At 35.9% G+C, this 15,924-nt stretch carries 12 protein-coding genes and 1 pseudogene; 5 read left to right on the top strand and 8 right to left on the bottom strand.

The genetic code is table 11. The annotated features are described in order from the left end of the window. Positions 1–23 precede the first annotated feature (23 nt). From thpR to ACFIM1_RS00780, 6 genes are all read right to left on the bottom strand, one after another. Positions 24–563, bottom strand: coding sequence for an RNA 2',3'-cyclic phosphodiesterase (gene thpR, locus ACFIM1_RS00755; protein WP_375608970.1), 540 nt, complete (start codon positions 561–563; stop codon positions 24–26). Positions 564–1,417: 854 nt separating this feature from the next. Beyond that, positions 1,418–1,711 carry an HPr family phosphocarrier protein gene (locus ACFIM1_RS00760; RefSeq protein ID WP_375608969.1) on the bottom strand — a complete coding sequence of 98 codons (294 nt, stop codon included), beginning with the start codon at positions 1,709–1,711 and terminating at the stop codon, positions 1,418–1,420. A gap of 17 nt (positions 1,712–1,728) precedes the next feature. Continuing rightward, positions 1,729–2,127: a PTS sugar transporter subunit IIA gene (locus ACFIM1_RS00765; RefSeq protein ID WP_375608968.1), complete on the bottom strand. Its 399-nt coding sequence runs from the start codon at positions 2,125–2,127 to the stop codon at positions 1,729–1,731. Positions 2,128–2,262: 135 nt separating this feature from the next. Continuing rightward, a complete protein-coding gene (locus ACFIM1_RS00770; RefSeq protein WP_375608967.1) occupies positions 2,263–2,727 on the bottom strand; it encodes an HPr kinase/phosphatase C-terminal domain-containing protein in 465 nt (154 codons plus the stop codon). 23 nt (positions 2,728–2,750) lie between these two features. Then, positions 2,751–4,535: a stimulus-sensing domain-containing protein gene (locus ACFIM1_RS00775; RefSeq protein WP_375607941.1), complete on the bottom strand. Its 1,785-nt coding sequence runs from the start codon at positions 4,533–4,535 to the stop codon at positions 2,751–2,753. A 39-nt stretch (positions 4,536–4,574) separates the two neighbouring features. Continuing rightward, positions 4,575–5,297 (bottom strand): response regulator transcription factor, encoded by a 723-nt coding sequence (locus tag ACFIM1_RS00780; protein WP_375607942.1) that lies wholly within the window; start codon positions 5,295–5,297, stop codon positions 4,575–4,577. A 385-nt stretch (positions 5,298–5,682) separates the two neighbouring features. Between ACFIM1_RS00780 and lysM the strand changes: the two genes are divergently transcribed. Continuing rightward, on the top strand, positions 5,683–6,138 hold the full coding sequence (lysM, locus tag ACFIM1_RS00785; protein ID WP_375607986.1) for a peptidoglycan-binding protein LysM: 456 nt from the start codon (positions 5,683–5,685) through the stop codon (positions 6,136–6,138). Positions 6,139–6,239: 101 nt separating this feature from the next. Here the strand turns inward: lysM and ACFIM1_RS00790 are convergent, their stop codons facing one another. Beyond that, on the bottom strand, positions 6,240–6,794 hold the full coding sequence (locus ACFIM1_RS00790; RefSeq protein WP_375608966.1) for a copper chaperone PCu(A)C: 555 nt from the start codon (positions 6,792–6,794) through the stop codon (positions 6,240–6,242). 1,002 nt (positions 6,795–7,796) lie between these two features. Here ACFIM1_RS00790 and dnaK point away from each other — a divergent pair. The 4 genes from dnaK (at position 7,797) to ACFIM1_RS00810 (ending at position 14,730) form a co-directional block, all read left to right on the top strand. Further along, positions 7,797–9,689: a molecular chaperone DnaK gene (gene dnaK, locus ACFIM1_RS00795; protein WP_375607944.1), complete on the top strand. Its 1,893-nt coding sequence runs from the start codon at positions 7,797–7,799 to the stop codon at positions 9,687–9,689. A gap of 158 nt (positions 9,690–9,847) precedes the next feature. Continuing rightward, positions 9,848–10,990 (top strand): molecular chaperone DnaJ, encoded by a 1,143-nt coding sequence (dnaJ, locus tag ACFIM1_RS00800; RefSeq protein ID WP_375606148.1) that lies wholly within the window; start codon positions 9,848–9,850, stop codon positions 10,988–10,990. Between the two features lie 1,887 nt (positions 10,991–12,877). Next, positions 12,878–13,783 (top strand): acetylglutamate kinase, encoded by a 906-nt coding sequence (argB, locus tag ACFIM1_RS00805; protein ID WP_375606149.1) that lies wholly within the window; start codon positions 12,878–12,880, stop codon positions 13,781–13,783. A gap of 32 nt (positions 13,784–13,815) precedes the next feature. Further along, positions 13,816–14,730 carry a DMT family transporter gene (locus tag ACFIM1_RS00810; RefSeq protein WP_375608965.1) on the top strand — a complete coding sequence of 305 codons (915 nt, stop codon included), beginning with the start codon at positions 13,816–13,818 and terminating at the stop codon, positions 14,728–14,730. A gap of 1,013 nt (positions 14,731–15,743) precedes the next feature. Here the strand turns inward: ACFIM1_RS00810 and ACFIM1_RS00815 are convergent. Continuing rightward, positions 15,744–15,887 (bottom strand): annotated as a pseudogene (locus ACFIM1_RS00815) (integrase); the annotation flags it as partial. Positions 15,888–15,924: the final 37 nt, after the last annotated feature.

Raw genomic sequence — 15,924 nt, forward strand, 5'->3', positions numbered from 1 at the left:
TAAAGGGTGTTACAAACACCCTTTTATCTTTGAAGTGGCCAATTTCCTTTTACAAGATATACAGCATTGCTTGAGGGGGATGGCGATGACAATAAAACAAAATGATCGACCTCAAAAGGATAAAATGAAAAATTCCTTCGAAAGAACAGATAAGGAACAAGGTCTTCAGGTTTAGTATCGATTAGTCGCGCAAGAGTAATATGCGGAGTAAATTGCCTTTCATCAGGCTTTAACTCTAATTTATTTCGGATATATTGCATCTTTTTATGTAAAAGATTGAGAGCTTCACAAGGTTTAACGCGAAGAACAAGAGAGGGAGAAGCATTTTCTGAACCAAAAATATCAAAACCCTCTATTTGTAGCATAAAAGGAGGAAGCTTTATTGTGTCAAAGGCGTACATAAGTGTTTTTGCTGTAGTACTTTCAATTTCACCAAAAAAAGATAAAGTGATATGAAAATTTTGCAGGTTAATCCACTGCGCATTTGATAAGCCATTTTGCAATGATACAAGTTGTTGGATCGTTTGTTGAGGAATCTGAAGAGCACCAAATAGACGGTCCATAATATTATCTTCTTTATAATGAAAAGATGCTACCGCTAAGCGCAATAAATAAGAATCGCATTCTACCATAGAAGATAAGGCAATAATATAGAAAAAATATCTAAAAATGCTCACCATAATTATGAATGGACAAAGCTTATTCGTTTTAAGAAAATGGTTATGATACCAATAAGAATTGCATTTTCATGATCTGCATCACAAGAATGGGCAATGAAAGATTACTCGTGCACTATAAAGGCTACAAAGTTAGCAAAAAATAATAAAAATTGATAGATTTCTGATATGCGAAATTATCCTATTATGCCGTAAAACACCATTGTTTAGAGCAGTGATATAAGGCATTATAAGCTTTATATATTAAATGTTTTTAGATATCGTGATCAGTATTTTAAGGCAGGGCTTGTCCGGAGAGCCTATGAAGTGGACTACACGAGTAGTTAGCAGGAGGAACCCACCGAGAGAGAAGCTGGATTGTTGATAGGCCAGTGGTTGGTAAGAAGCCCTACCCTTTGAGGTGTGGGGAGGAGGTCAATTTAACATCTTTTTTAGCTTAAAATAAAATATATTTAAGACAAAGTGAAGAGTTCTCTTTTCTGTAAAGATTTAATTATACGATTAAGTTGGGGGATAGCTATAATGCGCAAAACTATTCAAATTGGCCAAATAATATTAGGAAAAGAAGAAAAAATTTTGCATAACAAAATTACTAAAAATATTTAACGTTTATGACAATTCTGCCAATCCATAGAGGATATGAATATTGTTATAAAAGTAGAAAAAACAATAAAAATTCAAAATAGTGATGAAAAATTTCTATTCTACAAGGATAATCATCCTTTTTATAGTCAGAGGTACTAATTGTCCTCTCCAAAATTGTTATTGATGAGCTTTTCAAGAGCATTAAGGGCATCTGTTGCTTCTGGTCCTGAAACATGAATGGTGAGGTTGCAACCAGATGAGGCTGCTAACATCATAAGTCCCATAATTGATGATCCGCCAACGATTTTTCCATCCTTTTCAACTTCAACAGTAACATTAAAATTGTCAACAGTTTGTACAAATTTTGCAGAAGCACGTGCATGCAACCCACGTTTATTACAGATATTGAAATGACGACTTATACATGGGAGGGTATCTTTGGAAAGCATTGGTATTTTATTATCCGCTATGAAATCATACTTGGCACATTAATATATTTACGTCCCGCTTCTTGTGCTATTCTTAACGCATCTGATAATGAAATATCAGGACATTTGCGAATAGAAATCAGTTTAATAAGCATGGGCAAATTAACACCCGCAATCATTTCAACGCGTCCTTTTTCAATAGCAGGAATAGCTATATTTGATGGTGTTCCACCAAACACATCTGTTAATATGATGACGCCATGATCTGTATCTGTATCGGTTACTGCGGCTATGATATCACCTCGGCGCTGATCTATATCGTCATCGGGATAAACGCATATTGTTGCGAACTTTTCTTGTGCTCCAACAACATGTTCCACGGCATGTAAAAATTCGACAGCCAGCTCACCGTGCGTTACAAGCACGAGTCCAATCATTTACGCAAACTCCTGTTAACTAATAAGATCCGACCATATTGGTGGGAAGGATATTTTACAAGGCTTTGTCTTGCTGCCAAGAAAAATTTGCAAAAAAAAGGCAAAAAATGTGATTTTTTTATTTTTAGAAAAAAATTAAACAGATTTACGCCACATTTTTCTAAACAAGAATGCTTCAATAGCTTGACAAATGGCTGTACAATCGGCTTCATGAAGAGAGGGTAGTTTTAAAAGAGGAATGTGCAAATTTTCAAATTGAAAAGTTTTATTTGTGGAAAAACGTTCATATTCAGGACCGAGAGAAATAACACAATCGATAGTTGTGTGCTTTTCAAATTCTATCATATAAAGACCAACACCACGAATCTCGATGCCGCCCTCTAAATTATCAGGAGTGTATCCGTGAAGCTTTCCATTTTCCGCACGCAACATTGTATAATCATCACTGATAAGCTTTGCTTTACGTTTTGACCACTCAGCACGGTCGATTAAAGAAAGGGTAAGGGTTGATTTTCCTGATCCCGATGGCCCTATAATTAGCAGCCCCTTTTCGCCCAGTTTAAGGCAGTTTGCGTGGAGTATTTCACATTTTGTTTTCATGTCTTTTACTTTAGATAAAAGCTTTATTTTGCAAGCGGAAGTATAATAATAAAACGTGCACCGGTCTTATTCTTCCCAAGTGCGGGATCAATAATATTTTCGGCTGTAATTGTCCCATTATGGGCTTCGATGATTTGCCGACTAATAGAAAGACCAAGTCCAGAGTTTTGTCCAAAAGCATCTTCATTTGGTCGATCTGTATAAAAACGTTCAAAAATGCGTTCAATATTTTCTGAACGAATACCTGGGCCATTGTCTTCAATGGTTAAAATAAGAGTTGAAGCATGACTTTTCATAGTGATGCAAATTTTGCCACGATCACGGGGAATAAAGGAACGTGCATTTTCAAGAAGATTTGAAATCACTTGTCCTAAACGGAGTTCATGTCCCAATACAAGATAGGCTTTTCCATGAGGACGTGGAATAATATTAAGGCTTACATCAATAGTTTGTGTATTACGGTATACTTCCTGAACTGCATGAACAAGACTTTCCAGCAGCGGTGTCATATCAACGATCTCTGCGGTTTCTCGTGCAAGTTCTGCATCGAGCCGCGATGCATCAGAAATATCCGTAATCAATCGATCAAGACGACGCACATCATGTTGAATAATTTCCAGCAATTTCTCTTGTGCTTCTTCATTTTTAGCCAGAGGGAGTGTTTCAACAGCACTGCGTAGGGAGGTGAGAGGATTTTTTAATTCGTGGCTTACATCAGCAGCAAAGCGTTCAATGGCTTCAATCCGCATATAAAGCGCATTGGTCATATCACGAATAGAGGTTGAAAGGTGACCAATTTCATCTTCACGCATTGAAAAATCAGGAATTTCTACACGCTGATTATTGCCATTACGCACTCGATTAGCCGAGGCAGATAATTTACTTAATGGATGGGCAATCGTATGGGCTAAAAAGAGAGAAAGGACCAAAAGTACGCTGCCTACAACGGCAAAAACTTTAAAGATAACCAGTCTTTCACCCTTTACAATATTGTCAATATCGGAGCCAGTGGTTGAAAGAAGAAGGGCTCCAACCACTGCGCGATAGCGTTGAACAGGAACGGCAACAGAAACAATTAATTGACCTTGTCTGTTGCGTCTTTTGGCGGTAGCAAGAGATCCGTTTAATGCTCGATACACTTCTGGATAAGCAATACCGCTGGTTTTTGTTTGTTCTCTATCCAGAATGATACCTTTGCCATAAAAAATACGTGAATACCATGAAGTGAAGTGATCCCACATGTTTTGTTCTGTTTTTATTGGAGGTAAATCATAGCTAAAAACTTCTCCACTAGAATAAAGAACGCGTGAATCAAGAAGGAGAGTAGCATCACGATCATAGATACGTGCTCTTGTCGTTTTAGGTGTGATGAGACGCCGTAAAAGAGGGGCAACCTGTTCAGGGTTAATGGGGAAATCCCAAGAGTCGGTTGATTGAGGGGCAGGTGTAATGCTTTCTCCAGCCTGTAATTCTAAGAGCTTTTGGGGATCAATGAGGATAGAATTTGTATCTACGGTTGCAGAAGCAGCAATAGCCCCAGCGATAATTTTTCCTTGGGTACATAGACTTTTAATTTTTGCTTCAATTAAACCATCGCGAAATTGGTTAAGGTATAAAATGCCTGTAACCAGAACGGCAAGGGCGGCAATGTTTAATATAACAATGCGGCGTGTGAGACTGGAAAAAAGCAATTGTCTGAAGAGACGTTGTGTTCGAAGATGCAAACGAGCAAACATCAGAAATGACGTTGAGGATATGCCGTTAGGAGCGGTTTTTTGTAGAGTTTCCAGTTGAGAATTGTTTGTCATCGATTTGATTGCCGTTCAAATTTTTGCGACAAAGTAGTTTTATACCTCGTGAAAACGATAACCTACACCATAAAGTGTTTCAATCATTGCAAAATCATCATCCACTTGTTTAAACTTTTTACGCAGACGTTTAATGTGACTATCAATGGTGCGATCATCTACGTAAACTTGATCACTATAGGCAGCATCCATTAAAGCATCACGACTTTTTACAACTCCTGGTCTTTGTGCTAGGGTTTGCAGAATCAAAAATTCTGTAACAGTTAAAATAACAGGTTTATCTTTCCATGTACAGGTGTGGCGTTCTTGATCCATCACAAGATCTCCACGTTTAAGAGAAGAGGTGGAAGCAGTTCCTGTAGAAGGCGGTTGGTTACGTGCATTGGAACGGCGTAAAATAGCTTTCACACGTTCAATGAGAAGACGTTGAGAGAAAGGCTTCGTAATAAAATCATCAGCGCCCATTTTGAGACCAAATAATTCATCAATTTCATCATCTTTAGAGGTCAGAAAAATAACTGGGAGATCAGATTTTTGACGCAAACGGCGCAAGAGCTCCATTCCATCCATTCGGGGCATTTTAATATCAAAAATAGCTAAGTGTGGGGGGTGAAGTGTGAGACCTTTGAGTGCAGATGCTCCATCTGTATAACTTTCAACCCGATATCCTTCTGTCTCAAGCGCAAAAGATAGAGACGTCAGAATATTGCGATCATCATCAACAAGTACAATCGTTTGCGTGATTGTTGGTGTATCTTTCATGGTTTCTTAGACCTTTCTATTGCTGTGGTAGCAAATTACCCACACTTGTTTATATGGGAGTTCACATTTTTTTTGCAAAACAAATATGATACAAATTGTAGCAAAGTAAAAACCCTTTTGTCATTACTGTAAAATCTTGTTTTGCTTTCATAATTTATAATGTTTCTACGTCTATTAAGATCCCTTCGTTTGAGAGAAAATTTTCATAAAAGCTTTTTTATCAAAGTTTAGTGCATAGTTTATTAGTGTCTTTGTCCCAGAATTGAACAGGTTTAGTTTTGATTGTTGAAGTTTAAAAAATCCGCCTATGTGTTTTAAGAGCAAAGAAAAGAATGTGGCGATATATACACAAAAATTTGTTTCTGTTACACGAAAGGAGGTCATAATGGGATTTTTTAATTTTATTAAAACTGTAGGGGAAAAGTTAGGTATTGGTGATCATGAACCAACAGAAAAAGATTTTAAGGCAGCATTTGATCATTTTCAACTCGGTACAGAAAAAGTAAATGTTCAAGTTAAAGATGGCAAAGCTATTTTAAGCGGTGAGGTTTCAGATAGAGCAACACTTGAAAAAGCACTTCTTGTTGTTGGTAATTCACAAGGTATCTCTTCTGTAGGTGTAGATCAATTAAAGGTTATAGATACGACGCCTAGAAAGACTTCTCACTTTTATGAGGTTAAATCTGGTGATAATCTTTGGAAAATTGCTGAAGAGGTTTATGGAAAAGGGCAAGGTGATAAAAACACATTTATTTTTGAAGCCAATAAGCCAATGCTAAAATCTCCCGATAAAATTTATCCTGGGCAAGTTTTGCGTATTCCTGAAATTGGCCATACTTAAAAGGAATAATTTTGACTGATGGCATTAAACAAAACATAAGGAGCATGAAAAAATTTCACGCTCCTTATTTTTATAACATGTATGTTTATAATAAAAGGAGTTTAATGAGCAGGAATGGATTTAGAAGGTGATATCGCTTTCATAGCATTTACAGAGAAATCAACATTAATAGTTCCTGCTTTTTCAAATGTCAATTTTGCACTAATTTTATCACCTAGCTTGAATGGTTGTGAAAGTCCCATAAACATAATGTGATCACCACCAGGCTTAAGCGTAATTTCGCCATTTCCTGGAATTTCAATGCCATTGTGCATTTTTTCCATTTTCATAATATCATTAACAACTGCCATAGAGTGGATCTCTGTTATTTTTACGCCGTTTGTTGAAATAGAAACCAAACGGTCTGGGGTATTACTATGATTAATAATGTAGAGATAACCGCTACCAATCCTTATACCTCTAGGCGTTTCTCGTGTCCAAGGATTGAGAATTTCTATGTCACCAAGTTGATATTGTTGAGCATTTGCTGGCAAAATTATAGCAGAAAAGAGAAGAGCACACACAATATTTATGATAACTTTTTTGTATGGATATTGTGCATGTATTGTATTCTTAAAGATGAGATTTATTATTTTCTTAATAATAGATGTCATCATTGATTCACCCTCCTTCATAAAATTCACATTTTAAATGTACTTTTTTATTTTAGCAGAGTTCTTATTTAAAATAAAAGAGAGAATTATTAAACTTAAATTGATTTTAATATAAAAATAGAAATCATAGAATTTCGCGATTTTAAAAGAAGACAGTAAAGTTTACAACGACAAAAAATTTCTCAATGCTTCCGTGTTTGTCTTATAATAGTATTTGTAAACATTATAAAATTTATAATGCATCACTATTTTTTTAATATAGACAAAACAAACCGATCATATACTTTATCAAAGCTTAATATTGCGATATCTTTGTGCATTTTTATATGTTTTTAAATTTCAGAATTATACAAGTAAAAAAGCTTTTTAGGTGGATTTAGAGCACAGCTTTCAAATAGCAGTGAACAATGAGGCCATTAGAAGAGGAGTTTTTGAGAGGAGATTGATAGAGAATGTCTTTACTGATATGCGTATTTGGAAAAGCGCTGCTTAACACTATGAAAGAGTCTCGTAAAAAATAGCTTCATAAGATATGACATCTACTTTAGTTTAAGGAAGGGTTATAATATTTATGATATAAGTTATTCGCCTTTAAGCGATATTTTTAAAAAGCTTTTATGTGAGTATTTTTTATTAAAGGTGGGAGATAAAGAACAAAAGTGCAATCACTCTTTTTATTTTTTAATTTTTATAGAAAGATATATTTTTTGAGAATTGCAAAAAAAATATATTATAATCTCAAGTCTTTCATAAATATGGTATTTATAGGTCATTAGAGTGCCTATTTTAAAAGAAATTTTTTATTTTGGAGATGTTTCTCTCATTATTCTCTTGTAGCAATAAAAGCCTGTTCTTATATACGAGGCAGCAAGGCTTGTTGCGACTTGCAGTTTATTATTATTTTATGTTGCTTGAAGCAATATATGGGCTTTAAGTGTTATGAGGAGCTGTCTTAAAAAGATGCTTTATAAAGGTTGAGGTAGCTTGCTGAATGGAGATTATAATATGGCAAAAGTAATTGGTATTGATTTGGGGACAACGAACTCTTGTGTGGCTGTTATGGATGGCAAAAATGCAAAAGTTATTGAAAACTCAGAAGGAGCGCGAACAACACCTTCCGTTGTTGCCTTTACTGATGGGGGGGAGCGGCTTGTTGGGCAACCTGCTAAACGGCAGGCGGTGACAAATCCTGAAGGGACAGTTTTTGCAGTTAAACGTTTGATAGGGCGCCGTTTTGATGACCCTATGGTTGAAAAAGATAAAGCGCTTGTTCCTTATAAAATTGTTAAAGGTGACAATGGTGATGCATGGGTTGAAGAGGCGGGAAAGAAATATTCTCCGTCACAAATTTCAGCTATGATTTTGCAAAAGATGAAGGAAACAGCAGAATCTTATCTTGGTGAAAAAGTTGAACAAGCCGTTATTACGGTTCCTGCTTATTTTAATGATGCGCAACGTCAAGCCACGAAAGACGCAGGTAAAATTGCTGGACTTGAAGTTTTACGGATTATTAATGAGCCAACTGCTGCTGCTTTAGCTTATGGTTTGGACAAAAAGGATGGAAAAACAATTGCTGTTTACGACCTTGGTGGTGGTACATTTGATATTTCAGTCCTTGAAATTGGAGATGGCGTTTTTGAGGTTAAGTCAACCAATGGGGATACATTTTTAGGGGGTGAAGACTTTGACATGCGCTTGGTTGGTTATTTTGCCGATGAATTCAAAAAAGAGCAAGGAATTGATCTGAAAAATGATAAACTCGCTTTACAGCGCTTAAAAGAAGCAGCAGAAAAAGCAAAGATTGAGCTTTCTTCGTCACAGCAAACAGAAATTAATTTACCATTTATCACGGCAGATCAATCAGGTCCCAAGCACTTAACAATGAAATTGACTCGGGCAAAATTTGAATCTCTCGTTGACGATTTAGTGCAGCGTACCATCGAACCTTGTAAAGCTGCGTTGAAAGATGCTGGATTAAAGGCTGGTGAGATTGACGAAGTTGTTTTAGTGGGTGGTATGACACGTATGCCTAAGATTCAGCAAGTTGTGCAGAACTTCTTTGGTAAGGATCCACACAAAGGCGTTAACCCTGATGAAGTGGTTGCAATGGGCGCTGCCATCCAAGGAGGTGTATTGCAAGGCGATGTCAAAGATGTGTTGTTGCTAGATGTAACACCTTTATCTTTGGGTATTGAAACCTTGGGTGGGGTTTTCACACGCCTTATTGAGCGCAATACCACTATCCCGACGAAAAAATCGCAAGTTTTTTCGACAGCTGATGATAACCAGAGTGCTGTAACGATTCGTGTTTTCCAAGGTGAACGGGAAATGGCAAGTGATAATAAGTTATTGGCTCAATTTGATCTTGTTGGTATTCCTCCAGCACCACGTGGTATACCTCAAATTGAAGTTACTTTTGATATCGATGCGAATGGTATTGTTAATGTTTCGGCCAAGGATAAGGGAACAGGGAAAGAGCATCAAATTCGTATTCAGGCATCAGGTGGTTTAAGTGATGCTGATATTGAAAAAATGGTAAAGGATGCAGAAGAGCACGCGGCTGAGGATAAAAAACGCCGTGAAGGTGTTGAAGCTAGAAATCAAGCGGAGGCTCTTATTCATTCAACTGAAAAGTCGCTCAATGAATATGGCGATAAAGTATCAGCTGAAGAAAAGGGACAGATTGAAACAGCAATCTCTGATTTGAAATCTGCGCTTGAAGGCAGTGATACGGAAGAGATAGCAACAAAGATGCAAAAATTAGCAGAAGTCAGTATGAAACTTGGACAGGCTATGTATGAAGCTTCACAAGCAGCGAGCGCGGATACTGAAACAGAAACAAAGAATGATGATGTTGTCGATGCTGATTTTGAAGAAGTTAATGATAAGAAGAAATAGTGTCAGCGTATGTGTTGATTAATTTATAAACCCGGCCTTTGAAATATAAGGCTGGGCTTTATTATTTGAGATAAGTTGCAACTTTGTTGCTAAAAATATAAATTAAAAGCAATATTATCCATAAAGTTGGATGACAGAAAAATTATCAGGAATACATGATGAAGGTTGACTATTATGAAATTCTTGGCGTGACTCGCGAATGTGATGATAAAAAGTTGAAATCTGCTTTTCGTAAGTTGGCAATGCAATATCATCCTGATCGCAATGCGGGGGATAAAGAGGCAGAGCGAAAATTCAAAGAAATTGGCGAAGCCTATGAAGTTCTTAAAGATCCCCAGAAGCGTGCTGCTTATGATCGATTTGGCCATGCGGCCTTTGAAAATAGTGGTGGTCAAGGGGGAGCAAATCCCTTTAGTGGTTTTGCTGCTGGTGGTGGATTTGCGGATATTTTCGAAGACTTTTTTGGTGAGATTATGGGAGGGACCCACCGTAAGCGTGGTGATAGTCGCGAACGTGGTGCAGATTTGAGTTATAATATGGAAGTGACTTTAGAAGAGGCATTTTCAGGAAAAACTGCAGAAATTAATATTCCCAGTTCCGTTACGTGTGATGTTTGTGAAGGATCAGGAGCGAGAAAGGGCTCTAAGCCACAAGTTTGTGGAACATGCCATGGATCTGGACGTGTGCGTGCTGCGCAAGGTTTCTTTTCTATTGAGAGAACATGTCCTACATGTCATGGACGGGGTGAAACTATTACCGATCCGTGCCCCAAATGTCAGGGGACACGGCGTATAGAGAAAAAACGTTCATTGAGCGTAAATGTTCCAGCTGGTATTGAAGATGGAACGCGTATTCGCCTTTCTGGTGAGGGTGATGCTGGTATTCGTGGTGGCCCCAATGGTGATCTTTATATTTTTCTTTCCATTAAACCGCATGAGTTTTTTCAGCGAGAAGGAGCAGATCTTCACTGTCGCGTTCCTATTTCAATGGTAACAGCTGCTTTAGGAGGAGAGTTTGAAGTTTCCGACCTTGATGGTGTTAAAGCACGTGTTAAGATCCCAGAAGGAACACAAAATGGACGTCAATTCCGCCTTAGAGGCAAAGGTATGCCCATGTTGCGCCGTCAGCAAGCAAGGGGTGATCTTTACATCCATATCACGATTGAGACACCGCAGAAATTAACGCAAGAACAACGTGAATTGTTGCAAAAATTTGAAAAGCTCTCAAATCATGAAAATTCACCGCAATCACATGGTTTTTTTTCACGGATGAAAGAATTTTTTGAAAATATTTCTGGTTAAAATATGTGAATGTTCTCAGAATAATTAGAGAGAACTGTGGGAAAGTTATTTTCATTAAGTGTTCTATTGTCTCATTATCTTTGAAAAGCATTTTTTTCTTTAAAAAGAAAAGAGAGAGACAGCTAATTTAGGATAAACTCCTGCTGCTGATAGTTTTTATATTTCATGAGTTTTATGGATAAGTCTTATTTTTGAATGTCTATGACATTTTAAAAAGGGCTTATCCATATAAGAACGCAATTGAGTGATTGATAATAAATATTGCCGGTGTCATGATGGCTGTCTTTATGCATTCAGTATTTTTTGTATTTATTTTTTCACTCAAAATTTCTTTTTAAAGGCTCTATAAATAAAACTATAAAATAGTTAGCAGCTTGCCAAGAAACGCTAAATAAGCTGTTAGGCAATTCATCTTTTTCAAATAAAGTATCAACTTCTTATAACCGATTTTATTTCTGGCATTTTCATAGCCTTAAACCACTGCTTTCCTTAAAATACGGGTTATTCTTATTCAAAATAACTTTTACATGCTTCATCTCAGCTTTTAGCAGTAATCATGTCTTTTTAGATTGTGGATTTGGTTTTGTATTTTAATAAAGCGCTTGCTTTTGCTGTTATCTGTAAATCAATTCAGATCTCATGGAGCAGTATGTTTGAGATAAATGGATAAATGTTAAGGCAGTTCAGTATGTTCTTTACTGTTGCAACTTTTTTATGTAGGAGTGAAACAAGAGTATTGTATATATCTGTTTAAGTAATTTTTGCAACGAGGATATAGCTAAAGTTGAGGAGAATATAAAAGCATAAAAGTAGAAAATTCCAGCTTTGCCACTTCTTTTTCACTTAGCTTTGCGCCTTTCAGAAATATTCAAAGTAGTATTTAATAATGGAATACATAGTCCCTCACGCTTTTGTTTTCGCGATCTTTAATAGAGGTAAATCTCTTACGCCCATACAGAAGATCATTGTGTTACAAATCTATACGCTTGTTTTGAAGAAACATTTCCTAATGGATGTACCCCGATTGCATGCGATGGTGCTTGAAAGGGTATAAAACTTCATTGTACACCACTCTTTTTACGCTCATGTATGCGTAAGTTGACACTATCATTCCTCGTTTCAAACATTGCTGCATCTTTTGCTATTGAGAGCATTAATAAGAGGTATTTTAAGCTTTCTATAGTATTTATAATACCAAGTTCATTTGTAACGTACAAGCCAACGGTTTTTATTGATTTGAAATGTGAGAGTTAAAATGACAAAATATTCTTATATTCAGACTTCTCATTTAGGATTTTACGCTATAAATATATAAATTATTATTATAAATCAACGCATTATAATTCTTCATAAAGGGATATTTAATTGACATTTTCTCATGTTTAATGATTGAAAAAAGTCAAATTTTTAAAACCAAAGTTATAGTCTCCGGTCGAACTTCGTTTGACAATTTCATTAAAGAAAAATTGAGATAGGTTACTAAAGCGGTTGAGTAGTTTCTTATCTTGGCGATAGGTTAATTTTATTATGATAAGAAAATTTTGCTTTTATCTTATAAAATCAATGGTTGTATATATTTCTATTCATTGTTAAGTATCCATAGGTATAAATTAATGAATTGAATATAGGGCGTCGCTTAAAAAATTTTCAAAATTTTGCTTTTCAATTTTATACATAAGATCATAAAGTAATGACGTTTTTTGACACCTATTTTGTTTAATTTTTTACGGTCAATTTTTAAAGGACATTTTTTGTGTTTCATCTTCGTAAATTAAAAGAAAATTGACGATTTTCAGGGGGATGGATAGAGTAAAGCTTGGTTTTATTGTTTTCACTTTTTCTAAGTTTCATTAAGAGATGGTAAAAAGTGATGAGGAGGCTCTATTGATGGATGATGCTAAAAACGATGATGTAGATGTTTTGGAAAAACAAGCAGCATTTTTATCGTCTGCTTTACCTTATATGCAAAAATATGAAAATGAAACGGTCGTGGTAAAATATGGCGGCCATGCTATGGGTGATCCCGCTTTGGGACGAGCATTTGCGCGTGATATTGCTCTATTAAAGCAATCAGGGATTAATCCTATTGTTGTTCATGGTGGTGGACCTCAAATTGCTAAAATTTTAATGAAAATGGGAATTGAATCACGATTTGAAAACGGTTTACGGGTAACCGATGAACGGATTGTTGAAGTTGTTGAAATGGTTTTAGCGGGATCCATAAACAAAGAAATTGTTGCTCTCATCAACGCTGAGGGTGAATGGGCAATAGGATTATGCGGCAAGGATGGCAATATGGTTTTTGCCGAAAAGGCTTATAAAACTGTCATTGATCCTGATTCTCATATTGAACGTGTTTTAGATTTGGGGTTTGTTGGTGAGCCTATTGAAGTTGATCGCACATTGCTAGATCTCTTAGCATGTTCTGAAATGATACCAGTTCTTGCTCCTGTGGCTCCAGGACGCGATGGTAAAACTTACAATATTAATGCTGATATTTTTGCTGGAGCTATTGCTGGTGCATTAGAGGCTAAACGCCTTTTATTTCTCACTGATGTTCCTGGTGTTTTGGATAAACAGGGTAAACTTTTAAAAGAATTGACAGTTTCTGAAGCTGAGAAACTTATCAAAAATGGAACAATTTCAGGAGGCATGATCCCAAAAGTAGAGACTTGTATAAAAGCCCTTCAAAATGGTGTGGAAGGTGTTGTCATTTTAAACGGTAAAACCCCTCATCCTGTTTTACTAGAACTGTTTACCGAACAGGGAATTGGAACGCTTATTGTTTCATAAATTGTGCGGAAAATTGAAGGAGAAGGCTTTTCATGAAAAGTATAAAACAGTTTAAATATCCTTTATTAAGTAAACCAGAATTGGCACTATTTGCTGCGACAATATTGTGGGGCATTACATTTTTAGTCATTCACATTGCTGTACGCTATAGCGGTCCTTTATTTTTTGTTGGATTTCGTTTTATTGTTGCATCTCTTATATGTGGGGCAATTTTTTGGCGCTCTATAAAAAGGATAACTGTTTATGAAGTTTTTGCTGGGATGGCGATTGGTTTAGCCATGTTTTTGGGGTATGCTTTTCAAGCAGCTGGACTTCAAACGATTATTAGTAGTCAGTCGGCTTTTATCACAGCGCTTTATGTACCGATGGTTCCAATCTTGCAATGGATTGTGTTTAAAAAACCTCCCCGTTTAGCACGTTGGATTGGTATTGTTTTCGCTTTTATTGGGCTTGTATTCATTTCAGGACAAAAGCCTGGAAGTTTTGATTTTTCAAAAGGTGAAATTTTGACTTTGTTAGGTGCATTAGCGATTGCTGGAGAAGTCATACTCATCGGAATTTTTGCGAACAAGGTTGATAGTCGGCGTGTAACCATTATTCAGTTATTTTTTAGTGGTTTTTTTTCATTTGCTTGTATGCCTTTGATGGGTGAAAGCATCCCTGAATTTTCGTGGGTGTGGTTTAATATTGGTATAGGATTGGCATTAATGAGTGCCATCATTCAATTAGCTATGAATTGGGCACAAAAGTCTATTTCCCCTACGCGTGCGACACTCATTTACGCAGGTGAACCGGTATGGGCTGGTATTGTTGGGCGTTTGGCTGGAGAACATTTATCTCCCTTAGCTTTATTGGGCGGTTTGCTTATTCTGATTGGGATCATTGTGGCTGAATTACAACCTTCACAATGGCGTAAAAAAAATAAAGCAATTAAAAAAATTGATTAGCTATACATTTTTTTATTATGATTTTATTGCACGAGATTTTTGCTTGTAGAGTTTTCATTTTTAAAGTTTTTTTAATATTAAGATGATTAAGAATTCTATAAATTATTCCAGCTTTTGCATGCCAAATGGGAGCAAGAGTATGCTTCTATCTGTTTTCTAACCTCTGAAAAGGAAAAACAAACTTCATTGAGCTAAGCATTAAGTTGTAAAAGTGAAAATTAATACGCATCTTTATGATCATTTTTAAATTCGGCTTTAACAACTTTCAAAAACATCTACGGTAATATTTTTGAATAATGAAAACTATGCACTGTCGCACGTTATTCCTTTTATTCTTTAACTCCCATGCAAAATAGAAACGCTCAAAGCAGCCCCCATAATGGTGTACATTAACGCACTTTTTTAAAAGACATATTTTCTCAATGGATATTGTACCCATTGATGGTCCATGTGAAATGTATAAAGGCCATGAAATATCACCATTTTTACTTAAAATAAAAAATTAAAGTTAATAGCATTATTTTCTTTATTAATTACCATTACGACAAGTTTTGGTACTTGAAAGAGTTTATTAAGAGGTATTTTAATCATTCCTTAAACGGCTTTATCCATACACCAGTCCTGTTTGTCCAGTTCTGTTTGTAATGTGTAAAAAATTTGACTAATTTACTATAAGCAAGCTTAAGATGAAAAAGGCTCGCGATATTCAGGGGTTTCATTTAAATTGCAAAACAATAAATAGTCATTATAAATCAAAGCACTAACAAATTAATAGAAGAGATTTGATGTTTTTTATCTTTAATAAAAGAAGAAAGGCGTTGTATAAAAGGGCATAAAAACTTTACTCAATAAAGCCAATTTCTAAAGTTTTAAACATTGAGAAAAAAATTATCTCTCTCAATATCTATTTTATTTTATAAGATTGCTGAAAAAAACAGATTATTGCGTACAAATAAAAAAGCATTTCTTGTGCATTTTATTGAAAGCCTTAGTGATATACGCATCCATCATTGCGTTGTATATTCACGGGCTTGTTTTAAAGAAACATCTCTTAACGCTCTCAATCCCATTTCACGACGGTGCCTATGAATAGTATAACGGTAAATCCATTGAGCACCTACATCTTTACGCTTATGAAAAAGTAAGTCGGCACAATCACACTATTTGCCAGTTCGTGGGTGTTGCCGACAGCTC

The organism is Bartonella sp. AC158YNML, assembly GCF_042196725.1.
In the GTDB taxonomy this organism is placed as follows: domain Bacteria; phylum Pseudomonadota; class Alphaproteobacteria; order Rhizobiales; family Rhizobiaceae; genus Bartonella.

Bases quoted from the DNA above. Each gene is read 5' to 3' on its own strand.
- thpR (WP_375608970.1), bottom strand. From the start codon at position 563: ATGGACCGTCTATTTGGTGCTCTTCAGATTCCTCAACAAACGATCCAA.
- ACFIM1_RS00760 (WP_375608969.1), bottom strand. From the start codon at position 1,711: ATGCTTTCCAAAGATACCCTCCCATGTATAAGTCGTCATTTCAATATC.
- ACFIM1_RS00765 (WP_375608968.1), bottom strand. From the start codon at position 2,127: ATGATTGGACTCGTGCTTGTAACGCACGGTGAGCTGGCTGTCGAATTT.
- ACFIM1_RS00770 (WP_375608967.1), bottom strand. From the start codon at position 2,727: ATGAAAACAAAATGTGAAATACTCCACGCAAACTGCCTTAAACTGGGC.
- ACFIM1_RS00775 (WP_375607941.1), bottom strand. From the start codon at position 4,535: ATGACAAACAATTCTCAACTGGAAACTCTACAAAAAACCGCTCCTAAC.
- ACFIM1_RS00780 (WP_375607942.1), bottom strand. From the start codon at position 5,297: ATGAAAGATACACCAACAATCACGCAAACGATTGTACTTGTTGATGAT.
- lysM (WP_375607986.1), top strand. From the start codon at position 5,683: ATGGGATTTTTTAATTTTATTAAAACTGTAGGGGAAAAGTTAGGTATT.
- ACFIM1_RS00790 (WP_375608966.1), bottom strand. From the start codon at position 6,794: ATGATGACATCTATTATTAAGAAAATAATAAATCTCATCTTTAAGAAT.
- dnaK (WP_375607944.1), top strand. From the start codon at position 7,797: ATGGCAAAAGTAATTGGTATTGATTTGGGGACAACGAACTCTTGTGTG.
- dnaJ (WP_375606148.1), top strand. From the start codon at position 9,848: ATGAAGGTTGACTATTATGAAATTCTTGGCGTGACTCGCGAATGTGAT.
- argB (WP_375606149.1), top strand. From the start codon at position 12,878: ATGGATGATGCTAAAAACGATGATGTAGATGTTTTGGAAAAACAAGCA.
- ACFIM1_RS00810 (WP_375608965.1), top strand. From the start codon at position 13,816: ATGAAAAGTATAAAACAGTTTAAATATCCTTTATTAAGTAAACCAGAA.